Origin of the sequence: Actinomadura fulvescens, from assembly GCF_039533225.1 — a bacterium.
Classification (GTDB): Bacteria; Actinomycetota; Actinomycetes; order Streptosporangiales; family Streptosporangiaceae; genus Spirillospora; species Spirillospora fulvescens.
Map to the genome: position 1 here is coordinate 601,703 of NZ_BAAATD010000005.1, position 14,900 is coordinate 616,602.

A 14,900-nucleotide genomic window follows, 5' to 3' on the forward strand; every position below is an offset into this window, starting at 1 on the left:
CTAGGCAGTCGGCCCGCCGGGACCCGAATCCCGCCGGCTGCCCGAAGCGCCCGGAGTATTCGAACCGCCCGGAGCGTTGGGAGTACCGGCAGCCGTGTTGACCGAAGCGCCCGGAATCGCAGGCTTGGAAGAACCCGCGGTCTTGCGGCGGCGCAACACGACCAAGGTCGTGCCCCCGGCTGCCGCCACAACGACAAGACCGATGACGACGAAGAGCAACACCGGCGTGCCCTCGGACTTCTCCGCTGCCTTGGCGGGCGAGGCGGCCGGCGCGGGCAGCGGGGCGCCCTGCTGCGGCACGGCCGCACCCTTCTTGCCGTTCAGCTGATTCTTGCTGGCTGATCGGCCGCTGACCTGGGAACCCACCTTCTTCTCGTCGAGCTGGCGGATGAACGCCACCAGCGCCCGGTCCGGCTTGCCTTTGTTGCCGCCAACGGCCTGCCGGTACGCTCCGAGCACGGTCGCCCTGGGAAGGGCGGTCGAGGACGCCTGAAGGCTGGTGCCTGCCAGTACGACGTAGGTGCCCTTCCGTCCCATCGCCGACTGGAGCTTGGCGATCGCCGTCGCCGGCTTCACGCCGGCGGGGAGCACCGCGATGAAGACCGGTGTCGAGCGATCCTGCGCGCCACGCAGCGCGTCCAGCTGGGCGTCGGCCTTGAAATACTTGGCGCTCGAGTCGACGTAGTACCCGGCCTCATTGATCGACTCGGCAACCATATTCCAGTCGGGCTCCGCCGCCCGGGCGGGCGTGCGCACCAAGCCGGTAAGGACGAGGAAGGCGAGCACGAGGATGCCTGGCACCGTCAGGCGGCGCAGGGAGGTGTCCACAGGTGTGGCTCCTTTGTGACGTTCGACCGAAGAGGCATCGTAGCGAGATGAACTGCAGGTAAGTGACGGAAGCTAGATGCCGCGCCCACGGGTGTGGAGGGCGAGCAGGACCCGTTTGCCGGAGACGGCGCCGGAGGCCACCGCCAGCGCGAAGGGCACCCGGCGTTCCTTCCAGTTGGCGCGCAGCGCCCGGGCCGACCAGCGGACGGCTTCGGCGCGGCGGCCGATCGTGGCGCAGCCGAAGGCGATCTGGCCGTAGACCCGCCCGGCCGCGGCCGGTGAGCCGTCGATCTCGGGATACCGATCGAGGAACCACTTCAGGGCGGCGACCTTGGTCTCCCACGCCTGGGCGTAGTACGAGGTGAGGCCCCACAGGACGCGGACCATGGGCTCGTCCACATTCACAATCGGATGACGGCGGGCGGCGCGGAGCGCAAGATCCCAGTCCTCGCCCTGGGCACCGGGAATCGACTCGTCGACCATGCCGATGTCGATGAGCGCCTCCCTGCGCGCAACGTAAGTCGAGGAGTGCACGCTCATCATGCGGTCGTTGATGAGGGCCTCGTAGGTTACCCGGTCGGTCCCCGCCAGCCGGGGCAGCGCACGACCGTTAAAGTCGATCATGATGCCGGAGCTGCAGAGCACCGCCTCGGGCGTGGACTGGAGGGCGTTGACCTGGGCGGCGAGCTTGCCCGGCAGCCATTGGTCGTCATCGTCGCAGAACGCCACGAGATCGGTGCCGAGGGCCAGGATTCCGCTGTTGCGAGCGCCGGCCAGTCCCGGACCACGATTGTTCTTGATCACCTCGACACGGTCGGAGGCCAAGCCGGAGTCAGGCTCGGCGCGGTCGTACACGACGATTGCCCGCAGTTCCCCCGCGTAGTCCTGCGCCAGCACCGACTCCAGCGCCCGGCGCACCAGCTCGGGCCGGTTGTGGGTCGGTAGGACAACTCCTACGGATGGGACCATGGCAACCTCGCTTGACGGGTCAGACGACCTGCTGACCTCGGCATCGGGGGGTGGCCGCCGGAGACGTCCGGCGGCTGGACATGAGTCTACGGGCGGGCCGCAGCCGACGAGCAGCCGGACGGGAACCGGCGTGGTCAGGCGGCGTCTTTGGAAGGCGTTTTGAGAGGTTCCCACCAGGCGCGGTTGTGCTCGTACCAGCGGACGGTCTCGGCCAGTCCGTGCGACAGCCCGACGCGCGGGACGTGGCCGAGGGCGCGGAGCCTGGCGCCGGCGAGGGCGTAGCGCCGGTCGTGGCCCTTGCGGTCGGGAACGTGCCGGACCCGCTCCCAGCCGAGACCGAGGATGTCCAGGAGTCGGCCGGTCAGCTCACGGTTGGTCAGCTCGCCGGTGCCCGCGACGTGGTAGACCTCGCCGGGCGAGCCGCGCTCGGCGACCAGCTGCACGCCGCGGCAGTGGTCGTCCACATGGATCCAGTCGCGGACGTGCTCGCCGTCGCCGTAGAGCGGGACGTCGTAGCCGTCCAGCAGGCGTGTGACGAACAGCGGAATGATCTTCTCGGGGTACTGGTAGGGCCCGTAGTTGTTGCCGCATCGGGTGACGCTGACCGGCAGGCCGTGGGTCCGCGCGTAGGCCAGCGCGACCAGGTCGCCGCCCGCCTTGCTGGCCGCGTACGGGGAGCTCGGGGCGAGCGGGGCGGTCTCGTCCCACGCGCCGCGCTCGATCGAGCCGTACACCTCGTCGGTGCTCACCTGGACGACGCGCGGCGTGCCGGCGTCCAGGCACGCCTGCATGAGGGTCTGCACGCCCTGGACGTTGGTCCGCACGAACTCGCCCGCGCTGTCGATGGACCGGTCGACGTGCGACTCGGCGGCGAAGTTGAGCACCACGTCATGGCCGGGAACCACCCTGGCGAGCAGGTCCTCGTCGCAGATGTCGCCGTGGACGAACGTGAGGGCGCCCGCCACCGGCTCCAGGTTGGCCGGATTGCCCGCGTACGTCAGCTTGTCGAGGACGGTGACCCGTGCCCCGGCCCAGGCCGGGTATGCGCCCGAGACCAGCGAACGCACGTAGTGCGACCCGATGAACCCTGCGCCCCCCGCGACGAGCACACGCGGGGGCGAGCCGGGCGGGCGCCCGGTGGCAGGGCGCCCGCCCCCGTGATCGTGGTCGCTGACCAAACCGACGTCCCCGGCCTACTTGGTGCCGAGGATCATCCCGGCGCCGACCGTGTTGTTGGTCGCCTCGTCGATCAGGATGAAGCCGCCGGTGAGGCGGTTGCGGCCGTAGTCGTCGACGAAGAGCGGCTGGGTGACGCGCAGGCTGATCCGGCCGATCTCGTTCAGCTCCAGGGACGTGGCCTCCTCGTCCCGGTGCAGCGTGTTGACGTCGAACCGGTAGTGGAGGTCCTTGACCATCGCCCGGGCGGTCCGCGTCGTGTGCTTGATCACCAGTTTGGTACGCGGCGACAGCGGGCGGTCCGGGGTCATCCAGCAGACCATCGCGTCGAGGTCCTGGGCCACCTCGGGCCGGTTGTTGGGCCGGGCGATCATGTCGCCGCGCGAGATGTCCAGCTCGTCGGCCAGCCGCAGCGTGACCGACATCGGCGCGTACGCCTCCTCGACCGGACCGTTGGGCCCGTCGATATGGGTGATGGTGGTGGTCAGCCCGGACGGCAGGTGCACGACCTCGTCACCGGGCTTGAGCACGCCGCCCGCGACCTGGCCCGCGTAGCCGCGGTAGTCGTGCAGCTCGGGGTCGGTCGACTTGTACGGCCGGATCACGTACTGCACCGGGAACCGCACGTCGATCAGGTTGCGGTCGGAGGCGATGTGCACGTGCTCCAGGTGGTGCAGCAGCGACGAGCCCGCGTACCACGGCATGTTGGGCGAACGCTCGACCACGTTGTCGCCGTGCAGCGCGGAGATCGGGATGAAGGTCAGGTCGGTGACCTCCAGCTTGGACGCGAACGCCGTGAACTCGTCGGTGATCCGCTCGTAGGTCTCCCGGTCGTAGCCGACCAGGTCCATCTTGTTGACCGCGACGACCAGGTGCGGGACCTTCAGCAGCGTCGTGAGGAACGCGTGCCGCCGGGACTGCTCCAGAATGCCCTTCCGGGCGTCCACCAGGATGATCGCCAGGTCGGCGGTGGAGGCACCGGTGACCATGTTGCGGGTGTACTGGATGTGCCCGGGGGTGTCGGCGATGATGAACTTGCGCCGCGGGGTGGCGAAGTAGCGGTAGGCGACATCGATGGTGATGCCCTGCTCCCGCTCGGCGCGCAGCCCGTCGGTCAGCAGCGCGAGGTTGGTGTAGTCCTCGCCGCGGTCGGCGCTCGTGCGCTCCACCGCCTCCAGCTGGTCTTCGAAGATCGACTTCGAGTCGTACAGCAGCCGGCCGATCAGCGTGGACTTGCCGTCGTCGACGCTGCCCGCCGTGGCGAACCGCAGGATGTCCATCTGCTTGGAAGGCTGGGTGCTCGTACCGGCCATCAGAAGTAGCCCTCCTTCTTGCGGTCCTCCATCGCGGCCTCGCTGGCCCGGTCGTCGGCGCGGGTCTGCCCGCGCTCGGTGATCCGGGTCGCCGCGATCTCCTCGATGACCTCGTCCAGCGTGGCGGCGGCCGACTTCACCGCGCCGGTGCAGGACGCGTCGCCGACCGTGCGGTAGCGGACGGTCGCCTCGAACGCCGGCTCGTCGTCGCCGCGGTTGGCGTAGGAGATGTCGGCGAGCAGCATGCCGTCGCGCTCGAACACCATCCGGTTGTGCGCGAAGTAGATCGGCGGGAGCTCCAGCCCCTCCCGGCGGATGTAGTCCCAGATGTCGAGCTCGGTCCAGTTGGACAGCGGGAAGACGCGGACGTGCTCGCCGCGGCGGATCTTGGTGTTGTAGAGGTTCCAGAGCTCGGGACGCTGGTTCTTGGGGTCCCACTGGCCGAACTCGTCGCGGAACGACACCACCCGCTCCTTGGCGCGCGCCTTCTCCTCGTCGCGGCGCGCACCGCCGAACGCGGCGTCGAACTGGTGCTCCTCGAGCGCGTCCAGCAGCGTGGTGGTCTGCAGCCGGTTGCGGCTGGCCCGCCGCCCGGTCTCCTCCACCACCCGGCCCTGGTCGATCGAGTCCTGCACAGACGCGACCACCAGCCGCACTCCGAGCTCGGCGACCCGGCGATCCCGGTAGTCGATCACTTCGGGGAAGTTGTGGCCGGTGTCGACGTGCATGACCGGGAACGGGATCGGCGCGGGCCAGAACGCCTTCTCGGCGAGGCGCAGCATCACGATGCTGTCCTTGCCGCCCGAGAACAGCAGGACGGGCCGCTCGAACTCGGCGGCCACCTCACGGATGATCTGGATCGACTCGGCTTCGAGCACGTCCAGCTGTGACAACAGGTAATCGCAGCGCTGCATGGTCTGGGGCTCTCTTCACGCTTTCTGGCAGATGCTCCGGGGGAACGCACGTCCCACCGGCTGGGTTGTACCCGGACGGGTCACTCCGGCAGGGCGTCGCTCACATCCCGGATGCCGGTCAGCAGCGTCGATGCCGACACGGGGTGGCAGACCAGGATATCGGGCAACCGGGGGTCCTTCCGGTTGTAGACCGCCTCGGTGCCGTCGATCCGGCTCGCGTGGGCCCCGGCGGCGAGCGCCACCGCGACCGGCGCCGCCGAGTCCCACTCGTACTGGCCGCCCGCGTGGACGTACGCGTCGACCTCGCCGAGCAGCACCGCGGAGATCTTCGCTCCCGCCGAGCCGATCGGCACCAGTTCGACGTTCACGTCGAGGACCTCGGCCAGCCTGCGCACGAACGCGGGCGGCCTGGTCCGGCTCACCGCGATGCGCAGCAGGCCCACCGCGGGCTCGGTGACCCTCAGCGGCTCCGTCCCTGTGACATCGGCCACAATGGCCCCGTCCGGTCCGGTGACAAGGGTCCTACCCTGCGCCGGAAGCGCGACCGCCCCCGCCGTCAGGCGGCCCTTCTCCCAGAGCGCCACATGCACGGCCCAGTCGCGGCGGCCCTCCTCCGAGAACTCCCGGGTCCCGTCGAGCGGGTCGACGATCCAGACCCGGTCGGCCTGGAGCCGGACCTCGTCGGCCGTGTTGGCCGTGGGGGTCTCGGCCCTGGCGTCCGTGACCGAGGCGCGGCCCTCCTCGGAAAGGATCGCGTCACCCGGACAACGTTCGGCGAGGGCGGCCATCAGGTACTCGTGCGAACGCAGGTCACCGGTGTCCTTCAGAACGCGGGAGTCGGCGAACCCGACCTCCTCGCGCACTCCCAGCAGGATCCGCCCCGCCGTTCCGGCGAGGTCCGCCGCCAACGCGTGGTCGTCCGTCACCGCGGACACGCCACCGCTCTCCGTCATGCTCGACCACATTCCCGATTCGGTTGACCTGTTGGGTCTAGATTCTCATGCCGCCCGTACCGCTCCCAGCAGGCTACGTCAGTAGGCGCCGGAGCCGCGGAAGACGGCCGACCAGGTCTTCCACATGATCTGGAGATCCAGGGCGAGCGACCAGTTGTCGACATAGCGCAGGTCGAGCCGGACGGACTCCTCCCAGGACAGGTCGGAACGGCCGCTCACCTGCCACAGGCCGGTCATGCCCGGCTTGACGACCAGGCGGCGGCGGACGTCGTCGCCGTACTTGGCGACCTCGTCGGGCAGCGGCGGACGCGGGCCGACCAGGGACATGTGGCCTCGGGCCACGTTGATCAGCTGGGGCAGCTCGTCCAGCGAGTAGCGGCGCAGCCAGCGGCCGACCCGGGTGACGCGCGGATCGTGCCTGATCTTGAACAGCACGCCGTCGTTCTCGTTGTGGCGCATCAGCTCGATCTTGCGGTCCTCGGCGTCGACGACCATCGTGCGGAACTTCAGCACGGTGAACTCGCCGCCGTCGCGGCCGACGCGCACCTGGCGGAACAGCACCGGCCCGTTGCTGGTGACCTTGATGGCGACGGCGATCGCCAGCAGCAGCGGGCTGAGGAAGGCGAGGCCTGCCAGCGCGCCGACGCGGTCGAACATGCTCTTGAGGAACTTGCGGCCGCCGTCCAGCTCCGGGTGCTCGACGTGCAGCAGCGGCAGCCCGGCGACCGGGCGGATGGAGATCCGCGGCCCGGCGGCGTCCATGAGCGCGGGGGCGACGACGAGCTCGACGTCCTCGCGCTCGATCTGCCAGGCGAGCCGGCGCAGCGCGATGCCGTCCATCTCGGGACAGGCGAGAACGGCGACCGAGTCGGCCCCGACCTGCTCGACCACCTTGGCCGTCTGGCCGAAGTCGCCGAACACGGGAACACCCTCGACGCTGCTCACGCCCAGGAAGCTCTCGCCGCCGTCCAGCGACTCCGCCCGCAGCGCGTCGTCGCCCTCGAACAGCACCGGCGGCAGGCACACGCCGACGATGTCCATGCCGTGATAGCGCTTCTGGCGCAGCAGCCGGATCAGGTCGGCGAGCGCCGCCCGGTGGCCGACGGCGACCACCCGGCGCATGCACTCGCCCTTCCAGCGGCGGCGGTGCAGCCATTTGCGCAGCCGGTAGCGCGCGAACACGTTGAGGACGGTGGCCAGCGGCAGCGCCATCACCACATAGCCGCGCGCCACCTCGGTCTTGGTGGCGTACGCGGCGATCGCGACGGTCGCGGTGATGATGAAGCCGGCCCGCAGCACCCGGTGGAACTCCTCCGAGCCCACCCCGATGAAGCGCGGCTCGTACGCCCGGCTGATCATCAATATGATCATCCACAGCACCGGCAGGGCGACGGTGAGCGCGATGTAGGGGGCGGTCAGGCTGTTGGGGGTGCCGGGGAAGCGCAGCAGGAACGCGACCAGCCCCGCCAGCAACATGCTGAAGAAGTCGACGATCCCGGCGCGGCGCCGGTACGATCCCGTCCAGTTCTGGGTATGGGAGCGCCGCTGCTCGTCCCGGGAGGAGACATCCACCCGGAGTTTGTCAACGACGGCCATAAACGCCTACCTAACCACCCCTGTAACACGCGTCCCACGCGCATTCTCACACACGCAAGACGCCGGAAAGGTACTCCAGGTTCACATCCCACATGAACCACGTTTGTGATGCATCTTACGATCGGGTGGACGGGCGCGCAGGACAAAGCCGCACTTCAGAAGCGCAATCCCGGCAAGGTAGGGCCAATCACCACATGGCGATCGTCGTTCAGCCGGCGTGGAAGGTGTTCTGGGCCGCCGCCAGCCCGTCGGTGATCAAGGTCTCGACCGCGTCGGCCGCGCGTTCGACGTGGAGGTCGAGCTCCTTGCGCTCGGTCGCCGAGAAGTCCTTGAGCACGAACGCCGCGGCGTCCATGCGGCCCGGCGGGCGCCCCACGCCGAACCGCACCCGCGGATAGTCCTTGGCCGACAGCGACCTGGTGATCGACCGCAGCCCGTTGTGGCCGTTGTCACCGCCGCCCAGCTTGAGCCGGATCGCGCCGTACGGGATGTCGAGCTCGTCATGGACGACGACGACCCGATCGAGCGGCACCTTGTAGAAGTCGCACAGGCCCTTCACCGGGCCGCCCGACTCGTTCATGTACGTGCGGGGCTTGGCCAGGACGGCGCGGGCTCCCGCCAGCCGTCCCTCGACGACCTCGGCCCGGCTCCTGTGGGCCTTGAAGCGCCCGCCGGTCCGCGCCGCCAGCGTGTCGAGGACCATGAAGCCCGCGTTGTGGCGGTTCCCGGCGTACGAGGGACCGGGATTGCCCAGCCCCACCACCAGCCAGAGATCAGCGCTCACGATCTCTCCTCGCTCAGCCGAACGGCCCCCGGCGGTGCGGACACCGGGCCGGGGGCCGTGCGAACGGACTACAGGACGACCGGACTACTCGCCGGACTCGCCCTCGGCGGCGCCCTCGCCCTCGCCCTCGGCGGCCTCCTCACCGGCGGCCTCGGCCGGCTCGGTGGAGACGGTCGCGTCGACGATCTGGACGATCAGCTGGTCCTCGTCGGCGGCCAGGGTGGCGCCGGCGGGCAGCTTCAGGTCCTTGGCGAGCACCTGGCTGTCGATCCCCAGGCCGTCGATGTCCAGGTCGACGCCCGTCGGGATGTGGGTGGCCTCGGCCTCGACGGAGATCTCGACCTCGGCCTGGACCATCCGGCCGCCGGCGACGACGGTGCCGGTCACGTTCACCGGGATGGAGACGGTGACCTTCTCGCCGCGCTTGACCAGCAGCAGGTCGACGTGCTCCAGGAAGCCCTTGATCGGGTCGCGCTGCACGTCCTTGGGCAGGGCCAGCTCGGCGCCGGCGCCCAGGCCCTCGATGCGCAGCAGCACGTTGGGGGTCTTGAGGGCGAGCATCAGGTCATGGCCGGGCAGCGAGATGTGCTCCGGGTCGGTGCCGTGACCGTAGAGGACGGCGGGCACCTTGCCGGCCCGGCGGGTGCGCCGCGCGGCACCCTTACCGAACTCGGTGCGCGGCTCGGCGGCAATGCGTACCTCGGACACGGCGAAAACTCCTTGTTGTTGCGATCCACGGCCGTCCGTCATGGACGTCCGCTGCGGACATAAGCGAATCAGGCGGTGCTCGACGCGTCAGGCGCCTCGAAGATTCTTTGCGTTCCCCGGGGAGTGCGAATCCGATCGGAGCCGTACTGAACGACCCGGGGCATACGCGGATTCGCCAAGTCTAGCCGATCGTCGCAACAGCAAGCGCCATAGGTACGGAGCATTGAGTACGCGTGAACGTGAAACGCCCCGCGGCCCGGGTGGGCGCGGAGCGTTCCAGACGTCGCGGCAGGGGCCGGCGCCGGAGGTGCGCCGGGGGTCAGCGGCTCAGCTGTGGCCGCCGAAGAGGCTGGTCACGGAGCCGTCGCTGAAGACTTCGTGGATGGCCTGGGCCACCAGCGGGGCGATCGGGAGGACGGTCAGCTTGTCGAACCTCTTCTCCTCCGGGATCGGCAGGGTGTCGGTGAGCACGACCTCGGAGATGCGGGAGTTCTTGAGCCGGTCGACGGCCGGCCCGGAGAGCACGCCGTGCGTCGCCGCGACGACGACCTTGGTGGCGCCCTGGTCGAAGAGCGCGTCGGCGGCCTTCACGATCGTGCCACCGGTGTCGATCATGTCGTCCACGATCACGCAGGTCCGGCCCCTGACCTCACCGACGACGTCGAAGACCTTGACCTCGTTGGCGACGTCGGGGTCGCGCTTCTTGTGGATGATCGCCATGGGCACGCCGCCGAGGCGGTCGGACCAGCGCTCGGTGACCCGCACCCGGCCCGCGTCGGGCGCGACCATGGTGACCTGGGTCAGGTCGAGCCGCTGCTCGAAGTGGTCGGCGAGGATGTTGAGCGCGAACAGATGGTCGACCGGGCCGTCGAAGAATCCCTGGATCTGCGCGGTGTGCAGGTCGACCGTGATGAGCCGGTCGGCGCCGGCGGTCTTGAACAGGTCGGCCATGAGCCGGGCCGAGATGGGCTCGCGGCCGCGGTGCTTCTTGTCCTGCCGGGCGTACCCGAAGAACGGCGCCACGACGGTGATCCGCTTGGCCGACGCGCGCTTGAGCGCGTCCACCATGATCAGCTGCTCCATGATCCACTGATTGATGGGAGCCGTGTGGCTCTGGATCACGAAGGCGTCGGAGCCACGGACCGACTCCAGGAACCGCACGAACGTCTCACCGTTCGCGAAGTCGTAGGCCGACGTCGGCGTGAGCTCGACGTTGAGATTGTCGGCTACTTCCTTGGCCAGGTCCGGGTGCGCCCGGCCGGAGAAGAGCATCAGCTTCTTCTGGCCGCTCGCCTTGATCCCACTCACCTCTGACAACTCCCCCTCAACGGACTGTGCACTTCGTGGGTGCGATCCCACTCCCGCAGGCCGAAGAAGAGCTGTGACCGGCCCGCAGTGGTCTTCTATGCCCCGGAGGGAGTCCTCCGAGCGTTTGTCCCGGAAAGGGTCCGGGCTTACCGGGGGTCATCGCCCCCGGAGCTCGTCATCGGGCGTCGTCGCCCTTGCCGTCGGCGTTGTCGTGGGTGCTCTCGGCCTCGCCCTCGGCCTTCGCCTTGGCCGCCGCCTCGGCGAACCGGGTGCCGGCGCGCTTGCGCTCCACCCAGCCCTCGATGTTGCGCTGCCTGCCGCGGGCGACCGCGATCGCCCCCGGCGGCACGTCGTTCGTGATCGTCGAACCGGCCGCCGTGAAGCCGCCGTCCTCGATCGTCACCGGCGCGACGAGCACGGAGTTGCTGCCCACGAAGGCATGCTCGCCGATCTCGGTGTGGAACTTGTCGACGCCGTCGTAGTTGGCGAAGATCGTCCCGGCGCCGATGTTGGCCCCGGCACCGATCGTGGCGTCCCCCACGTACGTGAGGTGCGGGACCTTGCCGCCCTCGCCGACCTCGGCGTTCTTGGTCTCGACGTACGCCCCGACCTTGGCCTTGCGCGCGAGCCTGGTGCCAGGGCGCAGGTAGGCGAACGGCCCGACCGAGGCCTCCGGCCCGATCTCGGCGCCGTCGGCGACCGTGTTGATCACACGGGCTCCGGCGCCCACGCGGGTGTCGGTCAGCGTGCAGCCGGGCCCGACCTGCGCGCCCTCGTCCAGATGGGTGCGTCCGTGCAGTTGCGTGCCCGGGTGGACGACGGCGTCCGCGTCGGCGGTCACCGTCACGTCGACCCAGGTGCTGCGCGGGTCGACGACCGTCACGCCCGCGCGCATGTGGGCGTCGAGGAGCCGGTCGTTCAGCTGCCGCCGCGCCTGCGCGAGCTGGACCTTGTCGTTGACGCCCTGGGTCTCCACCCAGTCGGCGGCCCGGTAGGCCCCGGCCCGGTGGCCGTCGCCGCGCAGGATGGCCACGACGTCGGTGAGGTATTCCTCACCCTTGGCGTTGTCGGTGGTCACCCGCTTGAGCGCGTCGCCCAGCAGGACGCCGTCGAAGGCGTACATGCCGACGTTGATCTCGCGGATGGCACGCTGCGCGTCGTCGGCGTCCTTGTGCTCGACGATCGCCGTGACCGCGCCGCCTTCGCCGTCGCCGTCGCCTTCGCCTTCGCGCAGGATCCGGCCGTAGCCGGTGGCGTCGGGCATCTCGGTGGTGAGAATCGTCACCGCGTTGCCCTCGTCCTCATGGGTCTGGACGAGGTGGTCGAGGGTCTCGCCGCGCAGCAGCGGGTGGTCGCCGTTCGTGACGACGACGGTGCCGCGAAGCTCGCCGACGTGTTCGAGGGCCATCCGTACGGCGTGGCCGGTGCCGCCCTGCCGTTCCTGCACGACCGCCTCGGCGGCCGGCGCGTGCTCCGCCAGATGGGCGACGACCTGCTCGCGCCGGTGCCCGACGACGACGATGGTGCGCTCGGGCTCCAGTTCCTCCGCCGCGGCCAGGACGTGGCCGAGCATGGTGCGGCCGCACAGCTCGTGCAGGACCTTGGAGGTACGGGACTTCATCCGGGTGCCCTCACCCGCGGCAAGGACGATGACGGCTGCCGGGCGGCTTGCCCGGCTCCGTGCACGGCCGACACTCACAGGGAGGCTCCTCGGCGTCGCGGACTGGTGCGGACTGGATCAGCTCGGGCGAGGTAGGCGGTGCGACCTGCTGTCTACCTGCTGCGATGAAGGGACCGCAGGCCGTGACTCGCTCGACATCCGAAGGATACCGCCCAGCCCAGGGTTGTCACCCACCAGCCAGCCGCCGACAAAGAGGACAGCTCCGGCGCAAGGATTCGAACCTTGTCTAAGGGCACCAAAAACCCTTGTGCTGCCGATTACACCACGCCGGATCGACGACGACGGACCGTCCGTACGGGCGATCTGTCGGGCCCAACGATACCGAGCCGACGGCACGACCTTCACCTCTATTGGCCCGCACGCGGCACCGACGGCCGCGACCCGCGGCGCTTGATCGATCCGGGCGGCGGTTCGGGCGGCTGTTTAGGACCGCCCTCATGTGGAAGCACAGAGGAAAGTCGTCCAGAAAGTCCTGGGAGCGACCGGTGCGGAGTCCGTCGGCGAACCATCGTCAACGCTGGAGCGTTGACCGTGGTAGAGGCGTCGTCCGGAGGTCTTCGACGCGCCCGCGCACGTCCGCGCACGTCCGTGCGTGGCCATGGTGCCGCAGGTCACACGGCGGGTTCAGGGGCGAGGTGACAGCCGCCTGACTCGCAAGTGAGCTTTGTGCCACCTGCGACGGAATCCCACTGAATTTACATTCGGATACTGTCCAACCTACGCCAGCGTAGGTTACGGTGGCGTAGGTACGCATCATCAGTAGGAAGAAGTGGTGACACATGACTACAGCCCCCGTCCTTGAACCTCCCACAAGTCGGCCCGCGCGCCCGGAGATCGAGCCCGAGTCGACGAGCGTTTCCGAGAGGGTCCTCGTCGGGGTCTTCACTGGTGTCCCGTTCGTCGCGCTCATCGCCGCGATCCCGCTGGCCTGGGGGCGATTCCTCGGCTGGACCGACATCGTGCTCATGGCGGTGCTCTACTTCGTCTCCGCGGGCGGCATCACGGTCGGGTACCACCGCTACTTCACGCACGGTTCGTTCAAGGCCAACCGCGGCTTGAAGATCTTCATGGCACTGGCCGGCGGCCTGGCCATGGAGGGCCCCGTGATCACGTGGGTCGCCGACCACCGGCGCCACCACAAGCACTCCGACAAGGAGTTCGACCCGCACTCGCCGTGGCGCTTCGGCAACGACTGGAAGGCCCTGACCAAGGGCCTCGTGTGGGCGCACTACGGCTGGCTCTTCGACGGCAACCGCACCTCCAAGGAGCGGTTCGCCAAGGACCTGCTGAACGACCGGGACATCGTCCGCATCCACAAGTGGTTCCCCGGCCTGGTCGCGGTCTCCTTCCTCATCCCGACCGTCCTCGGCGGCCTGCTCACCATGTCCTGGCAGGGCGCCCTGACCGGGCTGTTCTGGGCCGGGCTCGTCCGCATCACGCTCGTGCACCACGTCACGTGGTCGATCAACTCGATCTGCCACACGTTCGGCAAGGAGCACTTCGAGGTGCGTGACAAGTCCCGCAACGTCTGGTGGCTGGCGATCCCGTCGCTCGGCGAGTCCTGGCACAACCTGCACCACTCCGACCCGACCTGCGCGCGGCACGGCGTGCTGAAGGGCCAGATCGACATCAGCGCCCGCGTCATCTGGGCGTTCGAGAAGGCCGGCTGGGCCTACGACGTCCGGTGGCCGAATTCCGAGCGTCTTGCGACCAAACGCACGAACGTGCCCGCGTGAGCGTCACAATTGACACCATGACTGAACCGGCCCCGCCACGGTCACGCAGGAAGCGCATGACCGGCAAGGAACGACGCGAGCAGCTGCTGACCATCGGCCGCACGCTGTTCGCCGAGCGGGGGCTGGACGGTACCTCGGTGGAGGAGATCGCCGCTGCGGCAGGTGTCTCCAAGCCCGTGGTCTACGAGCACTTCGGCGGCAAGGAGGGCCTGTACGCCGTCGTCGTCGACCGTGAGTTCGAGCGCCTGCTCGCTCTGGTCACCGATGCGCTCAACTCGGCGGTCCACTACCGCGGCAAGCTGGAGAAGGCGGCCCTCGCGCTCCTTGAGTACATCGAGGAGAACCCCGACGGCTTCCGCATCATCGTCCGCGACTCGCACGGCGGCACCGGCACGGGCAGCTTCGCGAGCCTCCTCTCCGAGATCGCGGGCGAGGTGGAGTACGTGATGGCGCAGGAGCTCGACCGCCACGACTACGACGAGAAGTTCGCGCCCATGTACGCCCAGATGCTGGTCGGCATGGTCGCCCTCACCGGGCAGTGGTGGCTGGACGCGCGCAAGCCCAAGCGCGAGGAGGTGGCCGCCCACATGGTCAACCTCGCCTGGAACGGCCTGTCCGGGCTGGAGCCCCGCCCGTCCCTCGACCCCAGGCGGCGCCGCAAGGAGCTCGAACGCCAGAAGTCGCGCGCCGCCAAGGAAGCCGCCAGGGAAGAGAAGGCCGCCGCCAAGGAGGCCGCCAAAGAGGAGAAGGCCGCCGCCAGGGCGCAGCGCAAGCACCGGCCGGCCGACGACGACCTGCCCGAGCGCATCGACGAGACGACCACCGAACCGGCCCGCTGAGCGGGCTCCCGTGAACCGGTGGCCGGCCGGAGTTCGTCCGGGCGGCCACCGGCGGGGTCACCGGCCTCGGCGGCCGGGGTCACCGGCCTCGGGTC

Annotated in this window: 13 protein-coding genes and 1 tRNA gene; 2 read left to right on the plus strand and 12 right to left on the minus strand. The window is 69.4% G+C overall.

The window, feature by feature from the left end:
* From ABD333_RS21770 to ABD333_RS21825, 12 genes are all read right to left on the minus strand, one after another.
* Complete coding sequence (locus ABD333_RS21770) at nt 1-828, minus strand: hypothetical protein (RefSeq protein ID WP_344543576.1); 828 nt, start codon at nt 826-828, stop codon at nt 1-3.
* Between the two features lie 72 nt (nt 829-900).
* Complete coding sequence (locus ABD333_RS21775) at nt 901-1,797, minus strand: glycosyltransferase family 2 protein (RefSeq protein WP_344543578.1); 897 nt, start codon at nt 1,795-1,797, stop codon at nt 901-903.
* A gap of 134 nt (nt 1,798-1,931) precedes the next feature.
* Nucleotides 1,932-2,906: a dTDP-glucose 4,6-dehydratase gene (gene rfbB / locus ABD333_RS21780; RefSeq protein ID WP_344543580.1), complete on the minus strand. Its 975-nt coding sequence runs from the start codon at nt 2,904-2,906 to the stop codon at nt 1,932-1,934.
* Nucleotides 2,907-2,990: 84 nt separating this feature from the next.
* Complete coding sequence (locus ABD333_RS21785; RefSeq protein ID WP_344543755.1) at nt 2,991-4,253, minus strand: sulfate adenylyltransferase subunit 1; 1,263 nt, start codon at nt 4,251-4,253, stop codon at nt 2,991-2,993.
* 32 nt (nt 4,254-4,285) lie between these two features.
* Nucleotides 4,286-5,200 carry a sulfate adenylyltransferase subunit CysD gene (gene cysD / locus ABD333_RS21790; RefSeq protein ID WP_344543581.1) on the minus strand — a complete coding sequence of 305 codons (915 nt, stop codon included), beginning with the start codon at nt 5,198-5,200 and terminating at the stop codon, nt 4,286-4,288.
* A gap of 80 nt (nt 5,201-5,280) precedes the next feature.
* Nucleotides 5,281-6,153, minus strand: a complete 873-nt coding sequence (locus tag ABD333_RS21795; protein ID WP_344543583.1) for a 3'(2'),5'-bisphosphate nucleotidase CysQ — start codon at nt 6,151-6,153, stop codon at nt 5,281-5,283.
* Nucleotides 6,154-6,231: 78 nt separating this feature from the next.
* Nucleotides 6,232-7,749, minus strand: a complete 1,518-nt coding sequence (locus ABD333_RS21800) for a sugar transferase (RefSeq protein WP_344543585.1) — start codon at nt 7,747-7,749, stop codon at nt 6,232-6,234.
* 208 nt (nt 7,750-7,957) lie between these two features.
* Complete coding sequence (pth, locus tag ABD333_RS21805; RefSeq protein WP_344543586.1) at nt 7,958-8,533, minus strand: aminoacyl-tRNA hydrolase; 576 nt, start codon at nt 8,531-8,533, stop codon at nt 7,958-7,960.
* An 84-nt stretch (nt 8,534-8,617) separates the two neighbouring features.
* Nucleotides 8,618-9,241: a 50S ribosomal protein L25/general stress protein Ctc gene (locus ABD333_RS21810; protein WP_344543588.1), complete on the minus strand. Its 624-nt coding sequence runs from the start codon at nt 9,239-9,241 to the stop codon at nt 8,618-8,620.
* 327 nt (nt 9,242-9,568) lie between these two features.
* Entirely contained in the window at nt 9,569-10,549 is a 981-nt protein-coding gene (locus tag ABD333_RS21815; protein WP_344543589.1) for a ribose-phosphate diphosphokinase, read from the minus strand.
* 175 nt (nt 10,550-10,724) lie between these two features.
* On the minus strand, nt 10,725-12,248 hold the full coding sequence (gene glmU, locus ABD333_RS21820) for a bifunctional UDP-N-acetylglucosamine diphosphorylase/glucosamine-1-phosphate N-acetyltransferase GlmU (protein WP_344543591.1): 1,524 nt from the start codon (nt 12,246-12,248) through the stop codon (nt 10,725-10,727).
* A 182-nt stretch (nt 12,249-12,430) separates the two neighbouring features.
* Nucleotides 12,431-12,502, minus strand: a tRNA-Gln gene (locus ABD333_RS21825).
* Between the two features lie 507 nt (nt 12,503-13,009).
* Here ABD333_RS21825 and ABD333_RS21830 point away from each other — a divergent pair.
* Complete coding sequence (locus ABD333_RS21830) at nt 13,010-13,966, plus strand: acyl-CoA desaturase (protein ID WP_344543592.1); 957 nt, start codon at nt 13,010-13,012, stop codon at nt 13,964-13,966.
* Between the two features lie 17 nt (nt 13,967-13,983).
* Nucleotides 13,984-14,805 (plus strand): TetR/AcrR family transcriptional regulator, encoded by an 822-nt coding sequence (locus ABD333_RS21835; protein ID WP_344543594.1) that lies wholly within the window; start codon nt 13,984-13,986, stop codon nt 14,803-14,805.
* Nucleotides 14,806-14,900: the final 95 nt, after the last annotated feature.

Coding starts and splice junctions, on each gene's coding strand:
- ABD333_RS21775 (WP_344543578.1), bottom strand. CDS start 1,797: ATGGTCCCATCCGTAGGAGTTGTCCTACCGACCCACAACCGGCCCGAG.
- ABD333_RS21785 (WP_344543755.1), bottom strand. CDS start 4,253: ATGGACATCCTGCGGTTCGCCACGGCGGGCAGCGTCGACGACGGCAAG.
- cysD (WP_344543581.1), bottom strand. CDS start 5,200: ATGCAGCGCTGCGATTACCTGTTGTCACAGCTGGACGTGCTCGAAGCC.
- ABD333_RS21795 (WP_344543583.1), bottom strand. CDS start 6,153: ATGACGGAGAGCGGTGGCGTGTCCGCGGTGACGGACGACCACGCGTTG.
- ABD333_RS21800 (WP_344543585.1), bottom strand. CDS start 7,749: ATGGCCGTCGTTGACAAACTCCGGGTGGATGTCTCCTCCCGGGACGAG.
- ABD333_RS21830 (WP_344543592.1), top strand. CDS start 13,010: ATGACTACAGCCCCCGTCCTTGAACCTCCCACAAGTCGGCCCGCGCGC.
- ABD333_RS21835 (WP_344543594.1), top strand. CDS start 13,984: ATGACTGAACCGGCCCCGCCACGGTCACGCAGGAAGCGCATGACCGGC.